Raw genomic sequence first — 19,228 nt, forward strand, 5'->3', positions numbered from 1 at the left:
GCAATCTATTGTTTGTATCGGTTGTTTTTAATTGGGAATATTTTCACTATTGAATCAGTATTTTATGCCGGTAAAATTCTTAAGGTTTTTCTTTGTTTAGTGCTTCTGTATGCTTGTTGCTAGTGGTGGCTGTGATGGTGCTATTACAATTTCCAAAATTTGATGGGAATGTATTGATGGTTTATGTCGACGTTCTTATTAAGGATGTTGTAGAGCTTAGGGCGGTGCGTTTCAGTGAAATTCAGAAGATCTCAAAGGGAGGGGGGTTAAATATTCGAGAGAGATTCCAGAGGAGTTTACGATTAAATAATTAAAGTGTTCTATTGGTCAATTTTTTGATTTTATTGTCGAATTTTTTATGTGGATATTGGGCCTGAATAAATCCGTCTATTTTTTGTTGGTGTGAATACATGATGTTTGGGGAGAGTTAGGCATAAATAATATTGATGATTGTAGGAGCTTTTAATTCCCCTCTATATCGAAGTGACTTCAGGGTTAGCTAATTTGTTAGGCTTTTTGAAAGATAATGTTTAAGAAGAGTGGGGGCACCTTGATAGTGTTAGCTTAATGGATTGGTCGTGGCGGGTACTGCATTCCACTTAGAGGCAGTCCCAAGGTTACAAGCGAATGGCTTTCATTTTGTCTTAACTCTAACTTGAAGTGCACTTTAAGAGCAGGGAGTTGCTAACATGACGGTGATTGATGTTTGGGCCCAGCATCCTACAGAGCGTTTTCTTGCTGAACCTTTCTTTGATACTTTAAAACGTTGGATGGGGCAGGATTTTAAAGAAGTTCCCCTTGAGTGGACCCTGTCAGCTATGGATATGGCAGGCGTATCCAAGGCATTGATCTCTGCTTGGCATGGACCGAGCGGGGCCTTGATTAGCAATGATGAAGTACTGGATCTTACTTTAACTCATCCTGACAGGTTTTGCGGTCTGGTATCAGTGGACTTGCGAAAGCCGATAGAGGCTGTGCAAACCCTGCGCAAGTATGTTTTGGAGCATGACTTTAAAGGGCTGCGTATTGTGCAGTGGCTCTGGGAGTTGCCTTGTACTCACCCTTTGTATTATCCGCTATATACGGCATGTGTTGAGCTGGATGTGCCAGTTTGTTTGCAAGTGGGTCTTACCGGGCCGTTGCGCAGCTCTGATTCTGGCCGACCGGCTCATATTGAGAGGATTGCTCTCGATTTTCCCGATCTAAAGATTGTCTGCGGCCATATTGGGTATCCTTGGCACAATGAAATGATCGCTTTTGCGACCAAGTTCCCCAATGTTTATATAGATACTTCTGCATATAAGCCGAAACGATACCCTCGTGAGTTGGTTTCATTTATCAAGTCTCACGGTAAAAATAAGGTGATGTTCGGGACCAATTATCCGATGCTCACACCGGAGATGTGTTTAAAGGAGTTGCACCTTCTGGAGTTGGAGGATGGGGTTGCCGAACTCTTCTTATATAAGAATGCTGAGAAGGTGTTTAAGCTTTAGTGAGTTGCCACCATTGTTAGTTGATGGCTGCGCTCTGCTAAACCCCTCTGCTGGAAGAGGCTAAGGGGTTTAGTCTCTTCGCAGTTCATCCTTGATCGCAATGGGATTGGGGAAGTTCATTACCACAATGTAAGATGATACCAGGAAGGTCAGAATTGCTGTCGCCTGGATTAGATGTGAAGCTTCGCTGCCAATCAGGTTTTGTGTATAAGCGAGTAAGGCAATTAATAGTGAAAATTCGCTAATCTGCCCGAGCCGAAACCCAATATCCCACGAGAGCACTTTGTGTTCACTACGATTCCCAAGTAGGAAGTGAAATACAACGGGCTTTATCACCAGTACGGCAGCGGCCGTAACCAGTGCCGGAACTAGGATTTCCGGGAGCATGGCAAGTTCGAATTGCGCTCCCAGACTGAAAAAGAAAAGGATCAAGAAGAAGTCTCGCAATGGTTTAAGACTGAGGGCGATGTACTGTGAAATCCGGCTGGCGGCCAGCGTGATACCACCAATAAATGCACCGATTTCCCTCGAAAGGCCGACAACTTCTGCCAGCTCTGCCATTCCCATGCACCATCCAAGTGCCATTAAGAATACGTATTCGTGGAAGCGATCAAAGCGGGTAAATAGTGGCAATAAAATATATTTTACGATAAGCCAGGCGAAAAGGAGTAGCAGAGGCAGCGATCCAAAGGAGAGAGCCAATTGCCAGATCTGTTCATCACCGGTGTTATCACTCAGCAGTACCATTAGGCAGACTATTGCTACAAAGTCCTGAAAGAGAAGAAGCCCCACCATAAGCTCACCCAGGTGCTTGTGGTGAAGTACCGTCGTGGGAAGGAGCTTGATACCGATAATGGTGCTAGAGAACATCAGCGCCATGCCGATTACCCAGGACTCAACGGTAGTGAACCCAAATAGCAAGCCTATGGCAAAACCGAGGCCGAGGAAGATTGCACAACTAACAACCCCCACAAAAGTAGCTTTGCGCAATACAGATACCAGTGCCTGTGGTTGCATATCCAGCCCCAATAGGAAGAGCAGGAAGATAATTCCAACACTGGACATGTCGGATAGCAGCCGCAGGTTATCGATTACCGCGAATCCTGAAGGGCCGAGTAGAACACCGAGAGCGATGTAGGCGACCAGAAGTGGTTGCCGTCCAAAAAGAGCCAGTGAGGCGACGATTGCTGCGCCACTAAAGATCAAGAAGAATGATTGGAAAAGGGAGCTGTCCGCCACAGGCCATCCTTATGTGTGAGCGAGATTTAACCATTATCCATAGATGTGCGAACAGCTGAAAGAGCTATGTGCCTACCAAGTGCTTCTGTTGAGACCTTATTCACCAGACGGAATCGGTAACTCGGTAGTACTTTTGATCTGTTCCAGGGCAAAGTTGGAGACAATATCGCTGATACCAACGTGCCGGATTAACTCTTTGTAAAAGCGGTCGTAGGCTGTGATATCGCTGACTACCACTCGCAACAGGTAATCGTAGTCGCCTGCCATGCGGTAGCAAGCCACTACCTCGGGCAGTTGAGCCATATGCTCGGCAAAGTTGTCTGCCCACTCCGGTGTGTGCTGGTCAGTTTTGACCTGGGCAAACACTGAGACCGGGAGGCCTAGAATCTCTGCATTGAGCAGGGCGACTTTGCGCCGAATGATGCCGCTCTTTTCCAGTTTCTGCACCCTGCGCCAGCATGGGGTTTTTGTCAGGCCCACACGCTCCGCCAGCTCCTCGATTGAAAGGCTGACGTCAGATTGCAGAATCGCAAGAAGTTTTCTATCAATCGCGTCAAGTGAGGACATAGTGCTATCCGCTCCCTATAAGGTAGGGGTTCTGTGTCCTTGCTCTGATTTTGTTGCCTCCTTGGCAACCCCTGACGGTATTTGGGCGAGTGGGTGAGAGGGCCGTTCGATGAGTTGTCATCAACTCCCATCACACCTACTGCAGATACGATAGGCTCCGGGCGAGAGTGCTGGTAGTGGAATTTCCCTAAATATGCAACGCTTCTGGGGGAGCTTTTTAGTTGGGTAGTTGAGATTGGGCGGATGTTGGCTGCCCAATCTCGTGCCGTAAGTTAGGCTGCGTCTTTAGGGGGGAAGCGGGGCTCAAATAAGCCTAGTTCAATGGCTTCGCGCACCTTGGCCATCAGGTCAATTTCGGTAAGGTCTTGCAGCTGCTGTAAGCTATTCAGTACGTAGTAAATGGGCTGAACGATATCGATACGATATGGGGTACGGAGTGCAGTAACTGCGTCAAAATCATAGCGTTCTGGCTGGTGGCTCAATGCATAGAGAGTCTCTTTCGGTGAGGACAGGATGCCGCCGCCGTAAATACGTAGCCCATCGTCTGTGTTCAGCAGGCCAAACTCCACTGTAAACCAGTACAGGCGGGCTAAATAGGCACGCTCCTTGGGGGAGGCTTTAAGGCCTAGTTGCCCGTATTTATGGGTGAAATTTGCAAATGCTGGGTTGGTAAGCATGGCGCAATGGCCAAAAATCTCGTGGAAGATATCCGGCTCTTGCAGGTAGTCAAATTCTTCTGGGGTGCGAATAAAGGTTGCAACCGGGAATTTTCGGTCTGCCAACAGACCGAAAAAAGTCTCAAAACCGATCAGTGCGGGAACCCGGGCGACTTCCCAGCCCGTTTCTTTGCGTAGCACACTGGAGATTTCCTCAAGCTGGGGGATGCGGTCTTTCGGTAGGTCCAGCAACTCCAGGCCGTGCATATATTCGTCGCAGGCGCGACCGGGTAAGACATCCAGCTGACGTTCAATCAGACGCTGCCAAGTTTGGTGTTCAAGGTCGGTATACTCGATAAAGCCGTCTTCATTGGGCTCACGGGCAACGTACTTACTTGCCTTCTTTGCTTCTTTCTTCATGAATGTCTCTCCTGCGGCTCGGTAGCTCTCGCTGATTCCCAGTGCCCAGCACCTGCCGCTGAACCTGTTGTTGTTATGTTTCGACCTCTATTTTTAGCCAGGCGTGCCCTTAGTGGGGAGAGGTAGCGGCGAGCTATTGCGCCTTCCGGGGAGTTCAAATTACACTTTCTGTAAACATTTCTTTACAGGTGAAGCTGTGCGGGTAGAGATTACTTGTGCAAATCGTGTCGGCATTTTGCACGAAATAATGCAAATTTTCGGAAAATATCGAATAAATGTGACCTCTGGTGAGCTCGGGGGTGACAGTGGAGATAAGGTCTATCTGATAGCGCCCGGGATGCTTGCCACTCAATACCAGACTATCGAGAAGTCCCTGCACCAGGTTCCTGGAGTTAAGCGGGTGCGGAGGATCTCTCTATTGCCTCTGGAGCGACGTCATTTCGAGTTGGACACTTTGCTGAGTCATGTGACTGACCCGGTTCTTAGTGTGGATCGCGAGGGCAGAGTGGTCGCTGCGAATCTGGCAGCGGCAAGGGCTTTCGGTGTGAGCCTGGACAAGGTGCCAGGTCTACAGCTGCAGAGATTCCTGCCGCTTATGCAGGTCGCAGAATTACTGCGGGATTTTGCAGTACCTCGCTACGGACTGCCTCTGGTGGTAAGGGGGCAGAGTTTTCGTGTGGACTGGTCCCCGATCACTCTGGAGGGAAATCCTGGAGCGGTTGACTCATTGGCTGGGGCGGTACTGCGTTTACAGCCTTGGGATAGCAGCGAGTTTGTCACTGAGCTGCCAAGACCGATGGTGTTGTGGGATTTTGATTTGCGTCGAAGGAGTTGCCTCCAGTTGCAGGACTTATCTGAACTCAGCGCACCTCTGTTGATACTGGGTGAGCGGGGCACAGGAAAGACAACGTTTGCCTGTGCGGTGCATTACCTCTCCCCGTCGGCCTCAAGGGCTGATTGCTATCGAATTATCCCCAGTGATGGGACTATGCAGCTGCCTTCACATCTTCGTCGAACGGGTACTTTGATTCTTGAGGATATACATACTCTCAAAACAGAAGCTCAAGTTGATTTATTGAGAAAACTCCGCAATTTGCCGGCATCGCTGAGATTGGTGGCCACCGCTCTTGATAGGGAATCTATTGCGCCGCCACTTGCGCAGCTCTTTTCGTCATTAGCGATGTCCTTGCCCCCGTTGCGAAATATGCGAACGGCTCTGCCGCGCTATGCCAGTACTTTAATGCGCCAGGAGTCCCCAGAGGCTAGTGAGCTCAATTTTGATAGCGAGGTGATGGAGTTAATCAAACTCCACGACTGGCCGGATAACTTCAACGGCCTCAGGGACTATTTAATGGCCGCATCCAGTCAATGCTTGATTAGAGGGGCGGCGTCGATCAGTTGTGCGGACGTGCCGGATTTAATGGTTAAAGCGGAACTTCCCTGGCGGGACTGGGGCCGTGGACTTACCTATAAGGAAATGATGGAGCAGTTGGAGAGGGCGTTGTTGGCGGACATTATCAAAGGTCACTCCTCAACCAGGGAGCTGGCTAAGGAGCTGGGTATTTCTCATACCGCTGTGGCCAACAAATTGCGGAAATACGGCTTGTCGGCCAATAAAAAATAGTTTGCTTAGCGGTCGATTCGTCCGATCAGCATATCTTTAAACATAACAAAGTCACCGATAAAGCTGTAGAACGGATACTTAAAGGTTGCCGGGCGATTGTTTTCAAAGAAAAAGTGCCCGATCCATGCAAACCCGTAGCCTGCGACAGGAGTAACTGCCAGCCACAACATATTGGAAGTTACTACAGCCGCAATTATTGTCGCGAACACCAGGCTGGTACCAAAAAAGTGCAGCCTACGACAGGTGAGGTTGCTGTGTTCCTGTAAGTAGAATGGATAAAACTCGCGAAAAGATTCAAATTTTTGCGCTTCTATTGCGGCCATGCTGTGCCTCCTTATTTTTATTGCACAATCAGGGGAGCCGCTGAACAAAACCGTAATATCTCTGCCTTGCGAATTCTTGAAAGGTCCAGGCGTTGCTACGAGGCAGCGCCTTAACTTTGAATCGCTCCGTAAGCTAGCCGTATCGCGGGTTTGTTCAGAGACTCCTAAGTTTAAGACGAATAGCTACGGCCGCCAATCAGGGCGCGGGCACAAATTATCTGTTAGGCTGCCGCAAAAATATGCGGTTAACCCGCAAGTAAGCGATATGAGGAAGTTATGGCAGGTCCACTCGCACACTTAAAGGTACTCGATTTAAGTCGTATTCTCGCCGGACCCTGGGCTGGGCAGGTATTTGCTGACTTTGGGGCTGAGGTTATTAAAGTAGAGCGCCCGGAGCGAGGGGATGACACTCGCCACTGGGGCCCTCCCTACCTAAAGGATGAGAAGGGAAATGATACTGCTGATGCCGCTTACTACCTAAGTGCCAATCGCGGAAAAAAATCAGTAACCGTAGATATCACTACTGAAGATGGCCAGGCCCTGATCAAGGAGATGGCAGCCCGATGCGATATCCTCCTTGAAAACTACAAAGTAGATGGGCTGAAAAAGTACGGCCTGGATTATGAATCCATCAAGGCGATCAATCCTGGTGTTATCTATTGTTCGATTACAGGTTTTGGGCAAACTGGCCCGTACAAAAAACGAGCAGGCTATGATGCGATGATCCAGGGGATGGGTGGCCTGATGAGTATTACCGGTGTGCCGGAAGGGCAACCGGGCGCGGGCCCGCAAAAGGTGGGGGTGGCCGTAGCCGACCTGATGACAGGGATGTACGCGGTATCTTCTGTATTGGCAGCTGTTGTTCACCGGCAGCATACGGGTGTTGGCCAGCATATCGACCTCGCCTTATTGGATACCCAGGTTTCATGGTTGGCTAACCAAGCCCAAAATTACCTTACTTCTGGTAAAAGCCCTGAGCGACAGGGTACCGGCCATCCCAATATTGTCCCCTACCAGGCAGCCCCCTCAAAAGATGGCTATTTTATGTTGGCAGTGGGTAATGATGACCAGTTTAAACGCTTCTGTGGAATCGCGGGTGTAGAAGAACTGGCAGAAAATCCTGCCTACGGGACTAACTCAGCGCGGGTAATGGCCCGTGAAGAATTGGTGCCGCAGATTGAAGCGGCGACTCGTAAGCACGATTCTGCTTGGTGGCTCCAGCATCTTAGTGATGCTCATGTTCCCTGTGGGCCTATTAATACATTGGAGGAGGTTTTTGCTGATCCTCAAGTACAGGCCCGGGGTATGGTGGTTGAGCAGGATCATCCGGAAGCTGGAAAGGTGAAGACCGTGCGTAACCCTGTAATCTTCTCTGAGTCCGCACTCGACTACACCCAGGCGCCGCCAGTATTGGGTGAGCACACTGAGGAAGTATTGCGGGATTTGCTTGGCAAAAGTGACGAGCAAGTAGAAGAGTTGCGAAACAAGAGTATTGTGTAAGTTATAGATAGATAACTTACTGCTAATCAGGCACAAGGATGTGCCTTGTAACTTAGGGAAAACAGATGGAACTCGACCACGTCAATATTACTGCTCCTATGGAAACCCTAAAGCGGGTACGGGACTTCTATGTCCAGGTTCTCGGTCTGACAGAGGGTGAGAGGCCTAACTTTAAGCGAGATGGTTTTTGGCTCTATGGCAATGGTAGGGCTATTTTGCATTTAATAGATGGTGAGGTGAGCGGTGACCAGCCTGAGAAGCCCTACCTGGATCATATTGCGTTTCGTACAGAAGCTTTGGAGCCTATAAAACAACGTTTGGATGCGCTAGGTGTTGCTAGCCATCAAATGGATGTTCCGGGTCGCAATCTTCGGCAATTGGTATTCTTTGATCCGGTGGGAACTAAAATTGAAGTTAATGCGCTAATTTAAAAATGGAGCTTGGAGGGAAAATAGATCAATACTATTTAGGTTGGTAATTGTCGAGGCCTGTAAGTACGAATTATTTGAAGTTCACTCCTATGAACAATCTAGCCATTTTTTTGATTGAGTTATCTAAGTTAACTATAAGAACTGAAAGGGCTCTTGGGTTGGTTTTAGATTTTAATATTATGCATATTACTAGTGTTAGTTGCGCATAGTTTATACGTCAGTATCATTTAGCTTTCCCTATACCTGAAAATAATATGCACGGTTGAAATGATTCGTGAGAGTTAGTCAGTTTTTTCAGTATTAGGCTGGTCTTTTTCGAAAAGTTTATTTATCGATGCTTGTAAGCTCGCTGAAATGCCTGTAGCTTTGCGCGTGGCATCGATTTTTAGCAGTGATAGCCATAACTAAAACTATATATTGCTGCTTTCCGGGGCTCTCCTCATGCGCATTATTTCTATCTGCTTGCTTATTTTTGTTAGCGGGTTTTTATCGGCTAATACTTATGCTTTTACTGGTATTTGGGATAATGGGTACCATATTTATAGTGGGGACATAAATGGAGATGGTAAGGATGATCTCTATTTTGAATACCATCGTCCCATTATCATGCTTCATGGTGACGTAACCTTGCCTGTAGCTATGGCAGAGCTTCCCAGTTTTGTTATGTTTGGGGCCCTTATTGGATATGATCTAGCTTATACACCTCCCGTTGAGTCTACGTTGACAGATTCTGAGATTAATACTTTAGAGCTTCTTGATAAAAATATATCTCTGACCGGTGACTTCAATGGGGATGGAGCATCAGATTTATTGGTGTTATCTAGTATTCCCCTTATCCTACATGCGGATGGCAACGGCCTGCCAGATTTAGCACAAAGTTTTCCGATTGGAAGTAATACGACGGAAGTGGCTGTTATCTTATCGGGAGCAAATCCAGATCTGGTAATTATTGAAGATATCGATGGCGATGGACGTGATGACATCTTGGTAGAAGGGGTGATTGATGCATCTTTAGTAGCGAATGCTTATGGGACATTCGATAGTTATGATGCTCCTATTGTTACAGGCAACCCAAATATGGCTGGAATGACAGCTGGCCAATTTAGGGTAAATGAATCTGGTGCGGCTACATATTCTGTTCCTATTGTAACAGCGCCGGGCACTGCGGGCGTAACTCCCGGGATGTCCCTGAGCTATACAGGAAATGGTGGAAATGGTCTGCTTGGCCGTGGATGGTCAATTGGCGGCCTCTCCGGGATTTCACGTTGCCGCCAAACATTAGCGAGTGATGAGAATTTAGCTCCTATAAGTTGGTCTGAGTCAGATAGATTTTGCTTGGATGGCCAACGGTTAGTAGTTTCTGGTGGAGATCCGTATGGTGCTGTTGGGGCCACTTATAAGACCGAATTGGATTCTTTTGCCAAAATCACTTCTGTGGGGGGTAGTCTTGGTGCGCCAGGATATTTCACGGTCGAGCGCAAAGATGGCTCAATTAGTTACTACGGCAATAGTGACGATGCAAAGCTTTTAGCCGGTGGCAATACGCTGGCATGGGCACAGAATCGTTTCGAAGATAGTGTTGGCAACCACATTGAATTTCACTATGAAGGGGATGAGACTACCGGACATCGAATACAAGAAGTGCGATATGCCTATGGTTCTGGGAGTTATGAGGCTGAAATAGAATTTAAGTACGGCGCTCGGCCAGAGTATTTACGTAGTTATATCGGTGGCTATGAGCTTAAAACCACAAAGCGGTTAGAAAAAGTGGTTTCTAAGTCTGATGGTGACACTATTCGGGAATATAGTTTGGGATATAAGCCCGTACTAGAGTTTGGTTCGGCTCAAAGTTACTCTGATAGAACTTCTCTGCTTTCAACTATTCAAGAGTGTGTAGGTTCGAGCTGTTTACCTGCTGTCACTTTCGACTGGTTACAACCACCTATGTACCATGATGGTACTACCTACGAAGCTATTGACTTTTCTCCTGCGTCATCGCGCTTTCTAGTCGATTACAAGTATGCGGACGTTAATGGTGACGGAAAGCAGGATATTATATGGATTGAAGGGGATGCGGATGATGATGATACTGATACACGGGTCAAATATGCTATTTCCAATGGGACAAAGTTTGTAAGGGAATATTTCTCGGGGTCAAATTTTGATTTGGCTTATTTTACAGGTACTAATGTAGGTAAAGACTTTGCTATTCGTATATTGGACTATAACGGAGATGGAAGGCAGGATCTGGCAATCTATAACTCACGTAGCGCATATGGTCTTTCAGCAGAAAAATGGCATGTTTTTCTAAGCCGCTATAGTGGAAGCAAATGGCAGCTGAGTTCAAATCCCATAAGTACTGGGTTAGGTGATAAAGATGCAATTTTTGCTGATTTTAATGGCGATGGGCTGTCGGATTATATCTCTGCTGCTAGCAGTGGGAAGATAACAGTTCGAATCTTGGAGTCTTATGGTGCAGCAATCACTTCAGACAACTACTACAAGTTCAGTAATTCGCCGGATTATTATACTTTAAATGTGGATGGAACTATCTCTGGTAGTCCAGATAAAAGAGTGCCCAATAGCTTAGGAGATTTTAATGGCGACGGGGCGATAGATTTATTAATTGCTACGTATGATGACCGTTGGGGTTGTGTTCGAAATGATGGTGGTATTGAGCCTATTGTGGCTGAGATAGGAGAAGATCAGCCACTCTCATTAGAAAATTTTGACGATACTTCACAGCAAATCTCTACATGTAGTTCAGGCTACACTTGGACCTATCTAGGCGCCACTTATGAGGGGCATCATGTGGTGACCCTGAATCATAGTGACCAAACCTTTAACTCTATGGGTTTACTGTCATACAGTAGTCACAGCAAAGACCCTATAGCTGTGGATATTAATGGCGATGGACTCACAGACATAGCATATATATACGGCTTGTCAGATGATTCAGACTCGCTAGTAGTGAAACTAAGCACAGGAACAGAGTTCGTAAGTTTAGGATCGTTTACCGTTGGTGATAAGGCAAATTTTGCGGATCTTAATAACGATGGATATCCAGATTTAGTTTGGCCAGATTTTGATACTGGATATGTAAAAGTTAGATACTTTGATCAGAATACAAATAATTTTGTTAATACGACCAAAAACTGGAAGTATATAGGTACTGACGATAGGGACTTCTCTTGGTTTGTCGATACAAATGGCGATAGCCAGATCGATTATCATAAATATGATCATTCGAGTGGAAAGGTATATACGCAGCTGGCCAATGACCTATACCCAGAATACAAGAATACCCCCAGAAATGTAATTCAAAAAATTGATAACGGCATAGGTAACGTTACTGAAATTACCTATGCCAATATGTTGGGGGGAGATGTTTATTCCCGGCTTGAGATGTCTACTAGTACAAGCGAGGAATGTGTAACTTATATTGATGATTTATATATATCAAAGTACTCTAGTATAAGTAGGGAAACTATCTGTTTTCCCGTAACTACCAGCGATCCCGCTTCTCTCTACTCTGCATTGAATGGGGATTGGATACTTCCCTCGGATAGTCATACTCTTGGCAGAGACAAGCCAGTGCTTGATATTGCTGCTCCAATGTTCTTAATCTCCAAAGTGGACAGTACTGCACCTGCCGCAGGTATTAATCCTGGGTCAGTCAGTCAGTCGGCCACTAGCTCAATTTCATATCACTATCACCAGATGAAGCTGCAGGCCGCTGGTCGTGGTATGCTGGGATTTCAAAAGATCAGAACAACGGATGACCAGACAGGAGTAGTTACAGAAACTACCTATCGGCAGGACTTCCCATTTACCGGGATGCCTCTGCTAACAGAGACTCGCACTGCCAGCGGAGAGATTCTTAAGAGTGCGTCCAATAACTGGCGTTTACAAGGGTGGACTGGGAGTGGTACCCCTGCAGTTCCTTACAAGCCATACATTTATAATGCCGTAGAAGATACTTACGACCTGAAAAATAATGGCACTGCTCCCGGGGATCTTTTACGTACTGTAAGTACTACTAGCAGCTATGACGAATATGGCAATGCGCTGACAATTGATGTGGTTACTACTGATGCCGTGACAAATGACCGGTTTATAAAAGAAACAGTCAATATTTACGGCAGTAGTTCTTGGGATAAAGAAATGGGCCGGCTCAGCAATACGACGGTCACCAATTCCCGACCGGGTATGTCCAGCCATGTGCGAGAGTCGTCCTTCACTTATTACTCCTCGGGAATATACAAAGGGTTGCTAAAAACTGAAGTAATTGAACCAGGGAAATCTGAATTTACCCTAACGACATCATATGAATATGATGACTTTGGCAATATCAAGAAGAAGACTGTTAGTGCAGCCGGTGAAGTAAGCCGCAGTGCCAGTTCTGTTTATGATCCCTCTGGCCGCTACTTATTGGAAAGCTATAACGCGCTTGGTCACTTGGAGCAAAAAGTAGTTTCAAGAAATCACTTTGGTGCTCCGCTTATTGTGGAAAGTGCCAATGGATTGATTAGCTATTTCTCATATGATGCTTTCGGGCGTGAAGGGTATAGCTGGAACAATGCGGGAGCAGATAAAAAAACTCAGTATGAACGCTGCGTAAGTAGCTGTGCGAATGGTGCAAAATATAAAGTCACGACCAGTAGTAATACGGGTAGCTGGAGTAGGGAATATTTCGATTCTCTTGGGAGATCGATTCGTGCAGAGGTGAAAGGATTACACAACTCAATTTATACTGACAAAGAATATGACAGTCTCGGGAGAGTTAAATTTTTCAGTGAGCCCTATTTTTCTGGCGATACACGTATGTGGACTGAGACCGAGTATGATTTGTTAGGGCGCCCTATACTGATATCAGCTCCAGATGACTCTACTTCTGTCGTTGAATATTTGGGGCTGACTACAGTTACTACGAATGATGCAGGCCAGCAGAAAACAGAAATCAAAAATATTGCCGGTGAGTTGATAGAAGTAGTTGATGCAGCGGATGGTCGTCTGACGTACGAGTATGATAGTCAAGGCAATCTTCACAAGGCTAAATCTTGGGGTAAGACAAATGCTTCAGGTGGCCATATTGATGAGGGCGATGGCCTCAATTACCCCATTACCGTTACGATAAATTATGACGATCTTGGCCGAAAAGAAAGTATGGATGATCCAGATAAGGGAAGCTGGACTTATAAATACACTGGCTTTGGGGAGCTTAAAAAACAGACAAACGCCAATGGCCATACGGTGGAATTTACATATGATGCGCTTGGCCGAAAACTGACTCGAGTAGAAAAAGAAAATGATACTAATCTAACCAGTGACGTCAGTTGGCTCTATGACACTGCCCAAAATGGTCTTGGTCTGGTTGAATCGATTACGGATAGTGTAACTGGCTACCAGGCGGTATATCAGTATGACCATCTTGGTCGCAATAATACACAAGCGGTCGACTTTGATGGAAATGGCTCTGAGCCAGTCTACGTAACAACAACACTATTTGATGATTATGGTCGGGTTGAATATAGCTACGATGCGCTGGACAGTTTACTTAGCTCCGGGCAATCGGGGGTTCGGAATTACTACAATAGCAATGGTTATTTGTATAAAGTGACTGATCTCAGTAGTGGGGACTTGATTCAGGAAGTTGTAGATCAAACTGCTCGAGGACAATTAAAGGAGCAATTATTAGGCAATGGCGCAACTACTAGTTATACCTATGAGGGTTCTACCGGTCGCCTGTTGAATCAGAGCTCTACAGTCTTAGGCACTTTTGGTATCCAAGATATTACATATCAATGGGATACCCTTGGTAACCTCACCAGTCGCCACAACCAGAGTGGCAGCAAAAACCTGCGCGAGAGCTTCTGCTACGATAATCTCAATCGCCTGATTAAGACCCATATAGGAAGTAATAACTATAACTGTAGTGGCCTTAGTAGCTCTGACCAGGATATTCGCTACAACACCATTGGGAATATTACTTATAAAAGCGATGTTGGTTCGTATACCTACGGAGAGAATGGATTCGGACCACATGCGGTAACTACAGCCGGTGGAGTAAGCTATAGCTACGATGCTAACGGTAATATGACCTCAGACAGTTTTGATGGTGGGCGATCTATCACTTATACCACCTTCGATAAGGCTTCACTCATTGTTAAGGGCAATCACTCAACTGAATTTCTATACGCCCCTAACCACAGCCGCTATTACCGAAAAGATACTAACCAGGATAGCGGGGAGGTAACTGAAACTTGGTATATCGGTGGTGTTGAACGTATTCATAAATCTTCTGCGCCTAATGAGATTGAATGGAAGCGGCACTTGGGGGGAGTAGCGGTATACACAACAAAGACGGACTCAGCCTTTGTGGTACAGACAACCGATAAAGTCTTCCTCTATAAGGATCACCTGGGGTCAATGGACTTGCTAACCGATGATACCGGGAGCGTGGTGCAAGAAATGTCCTTCGATGCATGGGGACAACGTAGAAATACGGCCAATTGGAGTGCGCTGTCTCTAACCGCTCTGACTACCTTTGATCATAGTCGTACTACTCGGGGATATACTGGCCACGAGATGCTGGATGAAGTCGGCTTGATCCATATGAATGGGCGGATCTACGATCCTCGCTTGGGGCGTTTTTTACAGGCAGATCCATTTGTCCAGGCAGCTGCAGATACACAGATGTATAACCGCTATAGTTATGTACGTAATAACGCACTGAATGCGACTGACCCTAGTGGGTACTTCCTGCACTCACTAGCAAAGAAAATTGGCCGGAGTATTATCAGGGCAGCTGTGAAGGTTCTAGGCCCAGAGATAGTTAATATGGTTGGTAATATAATTGCCACTTATTACGGGGGGCCAATAGGATCAGCAATTTGGGCCTATGAATTTGGTCGGGCTATGGGAGTTTCCACAGGCGACGCGTTAAAGTCTGCCGGGCTTTCTTATATAGCATCTTATGCTTTCGGCGAAATCGGTTCAGGTTACGAGGGTGGCGCGATAACGTTTGGAGAAGCAGTTTTTTATTCTGGTATGGTTGGTGGGACCATGAGCGTGCTGCAAGGAGGGAAATTTGGTCATGGATTTGTGTCTGCTGCCGTGAGCACTGCAGCGTCTCCTGTTATTGGCAGTATCGATGGTGATTTTGGTAAGGTAGCGGCGAGTGCAGTTGTTGGTGGTACTGTTTCGAACATGACTGGCGGTAAATTTGCAAATGGAGCGGTGACGGCTGCGTTTAAATCAATAATTACTACAGAAGTGGATTCTGGTGGTGACTTTTCAGATGATGAACTTGTCGGAAAAATGGTGCCAGAGGTCCAATGGGATCAGCTTGATGATTTTAAGGCATATCAGGCTGCAGCTGAAGGTTTAGCGGTGATGGAAAACGATTTAAGTGTTGATCAGGGGGCCCTGAAGGTTGCTCAATATAGTCTAGGAGCACGCTGGACGCAGCTGAGGCTTTCTACATTAACAATAACCAGTCGTGATATAACCAATGGCCTTATGCGTCAGGCCTATCTATCTGCAAGCCAAGATGTCCATAATTTTGGTTTTGTTGTTCTGGGAGGTACTGGTTTAGTTAACGGGGGGGTTAGAGCCGCTCACTGGGTTAACGGCTGGCCGAGAGCTAGAAAGCTATTTATTGCTGAGGCTCTTCGTCGTTCGCTGGGTGCTGGAGTTGAGGAGGCGTTAAATGTTGAGCTTCCGAGCACGAGTGGACTTATTTCTAGGGGAAGAATACCTTCGGTACCGAAGCGCCCCTCATCTGAATATACTCAGCCATTCTAAATTAAACTCTATGAATAATCGGTGTTTTTGGATGTGGAGGCTTATTTTAGCAATTGTTTTTTCTTTCGTTTTGTTCTTGATTTTTAAGGTTAGTGGTTCCTGGGGGGTAACTGTCGCCTCAGGTGCATTCCTTTTTTGTGTGTGGATATTAATTGCTAACTTTATGGAGATTGTTAGAGGAAAGTCCCTTAAGATGTTTCTTAAAACAATAGCTAGGGATGTTGAAGTTTCTGAGGATGGGGATTTGTTGAAGGGTAATTTAATTTTTCAAGGCAATATATTTACTGTGGTATTAAATGTTACGGGGGAGGGCGTTTTTATATATTGTCTTGGGGTTTGCTCTTGTGTTATTCCTTGGGATGAGATTTCGTTTGTTAATGCTTATGGTTCAAAGGGGGTGAGGAAGGCGCAACTAAAATTTAAAAAAGGATTAGATTCTCAGATGAGAATTTCATGGTTAAATGAGTTTCAGGCATGTGTGCCTAGTCATGTCGCTTATTTCTCTCAAAAATAGTTGTGGATTCTGGTTGTGATGAAGAGATGCTTGATCAAGGGTGAATACAATATCGCTAAGATATAGAAATTGCGGTTATATGAAAATTTGTGCTGCCTAGTTGAATGTCATATCCATTTATCTTGTACACCTGAATAGAAGGTCTGAAGTGCGAGTGCTTCACGAAGGAACCGATCCTATGCAGAGATAATTAGCCTTTAAAGGAGGAGGGAACTTGATTTTTTAATGTCTAACTGCTAATTAGTCCAACCTGTTAGATCTAGGTAATCGATCATATAAAAGATATTCCGATCGATATATCTAGTTGCTTGTGACCATATATTATGAATATACAGTTGGATCTATGGGAGATCATGAACCTGAAATTTCGGTGAGCATATACTTGAAATCTATATGAGCAATAAATACAGCAGAGTTTCTAGTGTCTTTAGTGGCCGCTTTGGAGTTCATTGCTAATATCTAATTAGGGAATAAATTGTTCTTTGGATGGAAAGAAAAGGTATTGTTGGAAGGCAACTTGTAATGTTTTCCTTTCTAATAGTGCCAAATAATAGGAGGGTACTCCCTTCGGTATATCCAGGTCCTAGCCACTCACAAGCGGTGGTGAGTTTTAGATTTTCCTGTATGAGCTTGCAGTGAAAATACGCATGCTGAATGAAAGTGCGTCCAAAACCAACCAGAGTTTTTATTATGCTAGACCTGGGAGTTGAAACTACCCTCCCACTAAAAAATTGCATTTGACGCTGATGTATTGAACGATACTTTTTTGGTTGTGTCTGAAATGGTGGTTACTCATTATGTTTTCGTGTAATAGGCTATTCAGCTTTCTTAGTTTTCCTTTTGCTATGAATAGGCGGGATGTCTTAGATGAAATATTGGTTATTTTTGAATGGCTTTTGCTGACGAAGAGTAGTCTAGGCGCCTAGTCAGTTATCTCCTGTTACTTTCAACTATTTGCCAGGCTAGGGATCTCGATTAATGTTCGAATCGAAGATTTATCGAGAAGTTTTAAATTTTGCTTTGCCTTTGGAGTACAAGCATATCAGAATTTCAGCTCAGCGATAACTTGTTCTTAGTCATTCTCACAGGCCTATATAAGACTCCGGGTGCGTCAGGTTTTACAACGTTTCTGTTCATTCAATTGTAGGTTTCCCATTTAATCGTGTGTTTTCTTTCTTCACTCTTAGACTGTAAGGTCTGACTTTGTGACTGTCTCTGAAGTTTTTATTTGGTTAAGCGGTTAATTGTTTAAGTGCGGGCTAGTGTAACCAAGAGACTTGGGGTGTGAACCATAGATGGTGAGTCGATAATGGAATCAGCTTACACACATACAGTTTTCAAGGCCTGTAGAGCTATTGCGAAATTATTCAGAGTCTCTTAATCTCTTATTCTCAAAAAGTTCTTGGAAGGGAAGGTTGTTTTTAGTCACTTGTTTTAACTTGATCTCTTGGAGGAAAAACGTTAGATATTGCCTCCAGGTGATTGGAAGTAACTCCCCCCTTGATAAAGATAATAATTTATGCCAGATAGCGAAGAATCAGTCGTATTTAAAATACAAGGAAAAATGGTGCTTGGTCAGAGAAAATTCAGAGCGCCATTAAGCTATCAAGACCGTTTGATTGATGAGGCAAGGCTGGTTTACGTTATCAGTGGCCGTTCAACCCTGGTTTGTGGTGATGAAACTCTCACCTTGAGTCCAGGCGCTACTGTGCTAATGAAGACGGATAATTTTATTAATCAATGGCACGAAGATGGAGTAAATAATGAAGTTAATTTCATCGGTTTTCGGCTAACGTCAGAGCTATTACTGCGACTCTACCCAAATGATATGCCTGATGTCTTTAATAATAATGGTGAAAGCAGAAGTGCTGTTAAGGATGGTAATAATCCCCTTAAACAGCATTCCTCGGCTGAGCGCCTGCAGGAATCTGTACTGCTCTCCAATTATATGCGTAGCATAATTGACTATATCCAGCAGCCAGAAGTATTCAGTGAGCCACTAGTGGTATTAAAGATTCGAGAATTAGTAGAGCTTATCCCCAGGCTTGATAGTAGTGGAAGAGTTGCCAAGATGTTGGGGCAGCTGTTCGTCAGGCAGCAACCTAAGCTACAGGAAGTGGTGCAAGCTCACTTGTACACTTCGCTGAAACTGGCGGATCTAGCTTTTCTTTGTCATATGAGTGAGTCAACATTTACTCGTAAATTCAAGCAAGTCTATGGCTGCAGTGCCACGAAATATATTGCTTCGAAACGAATGGAGAAAGCACAGCGGTTGATTCTAAATAGCGATCTTAGCCTGACAGAGATTGCTTTGGAGTGCGGTTTTGACGAGCTTAGCTACTTCTCCCGGGTGTTTAAACAGCACTACCAAGTAGCCCCTTCCCAAATGCGTAAAAAGGCGATTTGACGGATTTGTACAAATCCTTGACTGGATGTTTCAAGTGAATTGTTGACTTACCGCTTAACCTAGTCCTTGTTTTAACAGCGTACGTCTTCACCGATATGTCCTTATATTTAAACCCTCTTGTTACTGAGGGGCTAAAGAATGAATATATTCTCACTGCTGAAGCAAATTGTGATATTGGTTCTATTTTTTGCCCGAAGCGCATTAGTTATCACCCTAGAGGCCTGATTGGTGCCTTCCTAGCGCGAGCT

11 protein-coding genes are annotated in these 19,228 nt (G+C 45.3%); 7 read left to right on the forward strand and 4 right to left on the reverse strand.

Translation table 11 applies throughout. From position 1 onward, the window contains the following. Window positions 1–689 precede the first annotated feature (689 nt). The gene (locus ACJJIE_RS04730) at window positions 690–1,493 is read left to right on the forward strand and encodes an amidohydrolase family protein (protein ID WP_444893727.1); all 804 of its coding nucleotides are present in this window, start codon (window positions 690–692) and stop codon (window positions 1,491–1,493) included. Window positions 1,494–1,562: 69 nt separating this feature from the next. On the opposite strand, the gene ACJJIE_RS04735 is transcribed toward ACJJIE_RS04730, so the two are convergent. From ACJJIE_RS04735 to phhA, 3 genes are all read right to left on the reverse strand, one after another. Next, window positions 1,563–2,732: a cation:proton antiporter domain-containing protein gene (locus ACJJIE_RS04735; RefSeq protein WP_282932607.1), complete on the reverse strand. Its 1,170-nt coding sequence runs from the start codon at window positions 2,730–2,732 to the stop codon at window positions 1,563–1,565. Window positions 2,733–2,828: 96 nt separating this feature from the next. Continuing rightward, window positions 2,829–3,299, reverse strand: coding sequence for an Lrp/AsnC family transcriptional regulator (locus ACJJIE_RS04740; RefSeq protein ID WP_108733441.1), 471 nt, complete (start codon window positions 3,297–3,299; stop codon window positions 2,829–2,831). Between the two features lie 272 nt (window positions 3,300–3,571). Then, a complete protein-coding gene (phhA, locus tag ACJJIE_RS04745) occupies window positions 3,572–4,375 on the reverse strand; it encodes a phenylalanine 4-monooxygenase (RefSeq protein WP_444893728.1) in 804 nt (267 codons plus the stop codon). A 196-nt stretch (window positions 4,376–4,571) separates the two neighbouring features. Between phhA and ACJJIE_RS04750 the strand changes: the two genes are divergently transcribed. Beyond that, complete coding sequence (locus ACJJIE_RS04750; protein WP_444893729.1) at window positions 4,572–5,999, forward strand: TyrR/PhhR family helix-turn-helix DNA-binding protein; 1,428 nt, start codon at window positions 4,572–4,574, stop codon at window positions 5,997–5,999. Window positions 6,000–6,004: 5 nt separating this feature from the next. On the opposite strand, the gene ACJJIE_RS04755 is transcribed toward ACJJIE_RS04750, so the two are convergent. Beyond that, window positions 6,005–6,322, reverse strand: coding sequence for an Mpo1-like protein (locus ACJJIE_RS04755; RefSeq protein WP_282932610.1), 318 nt, complete (start codon window positions 6,320–6,322; stop codon window positions 6,005–6,007). A gap of 276 nt (window positions 6,323–6,598) precedes the next feature. Here ACJJIE_RS04755 and ACJJIE_RS04760 point away from each other — a divergent pair, with 276 nt between their 5' ends. The 5 genes from ACJJIE_RS04760 (at window position 6,599) to ACJJIE_RS04780 (ending at window position 18,980) form a co-directional block, all read left to right on the forward strand. Beyond that, window positions 6,599–7,822 (forward strand): CaiB/BaiF CoA transferase family protein, encoded by a 1,224-nt coding sequence (locus tag ACJJIE_RS04760; protein WP_444893730.1) that lies wholly within the window; start codon window positions 6,599–6,601, stop codon window positions 7,820–7,822. Window positions 7,823–7,887: 65 nt separating this feature from the next. Continuing rightward, window positions 7,888–8,253, forward strand: a complete 366-nt coding sequence (locus ACJJIE_RS04765) for a VOC family protein (RefSeq protein WP_282932612.1) — start codon at window positions 7,888–7,890, stop codon at window positions 8,251–8,253. Between the two features lie 441 nt (window positions 8,254–8,694). Then, entirely contained in the window at window positions 8,695–16,059 is a 7,365-nt protein-coding gene (locus ACJJIE_RS04770; RefSeq protein WP_444893731.1) for an FG-GAP-like repeat-containing protein, read from the forward strand. Window positions 16,060–16,090: 31 nt separating this feature from the next. After that, entirely contained in the window at window positions 16,091–16,573 is a 483-nt protein-coding gene (locus ACJJIE_RS04775; protein WP_444893732.1) for a hypothetical protein, read from the forward strand. A 1,519-nt stretch (window positions 16,574–18,092) separates the two neighbouring features. After that, window positions 18,093–18,980, forward strand: coding sequence for a helix-turn-helix domain-containing protein (locus ACJJIE_RS04780; protein WP_444893733.1), 888 nt, complete (start codon window positions 18,093–18,095; stop codon window positions 18,978–18,980). Window positions 18,981–19,228: the final 248 nt, after the last annotated feature.

Source organism: Microbulbifer maximicatervae (SeqCode), from assembly GCF_052467325.1.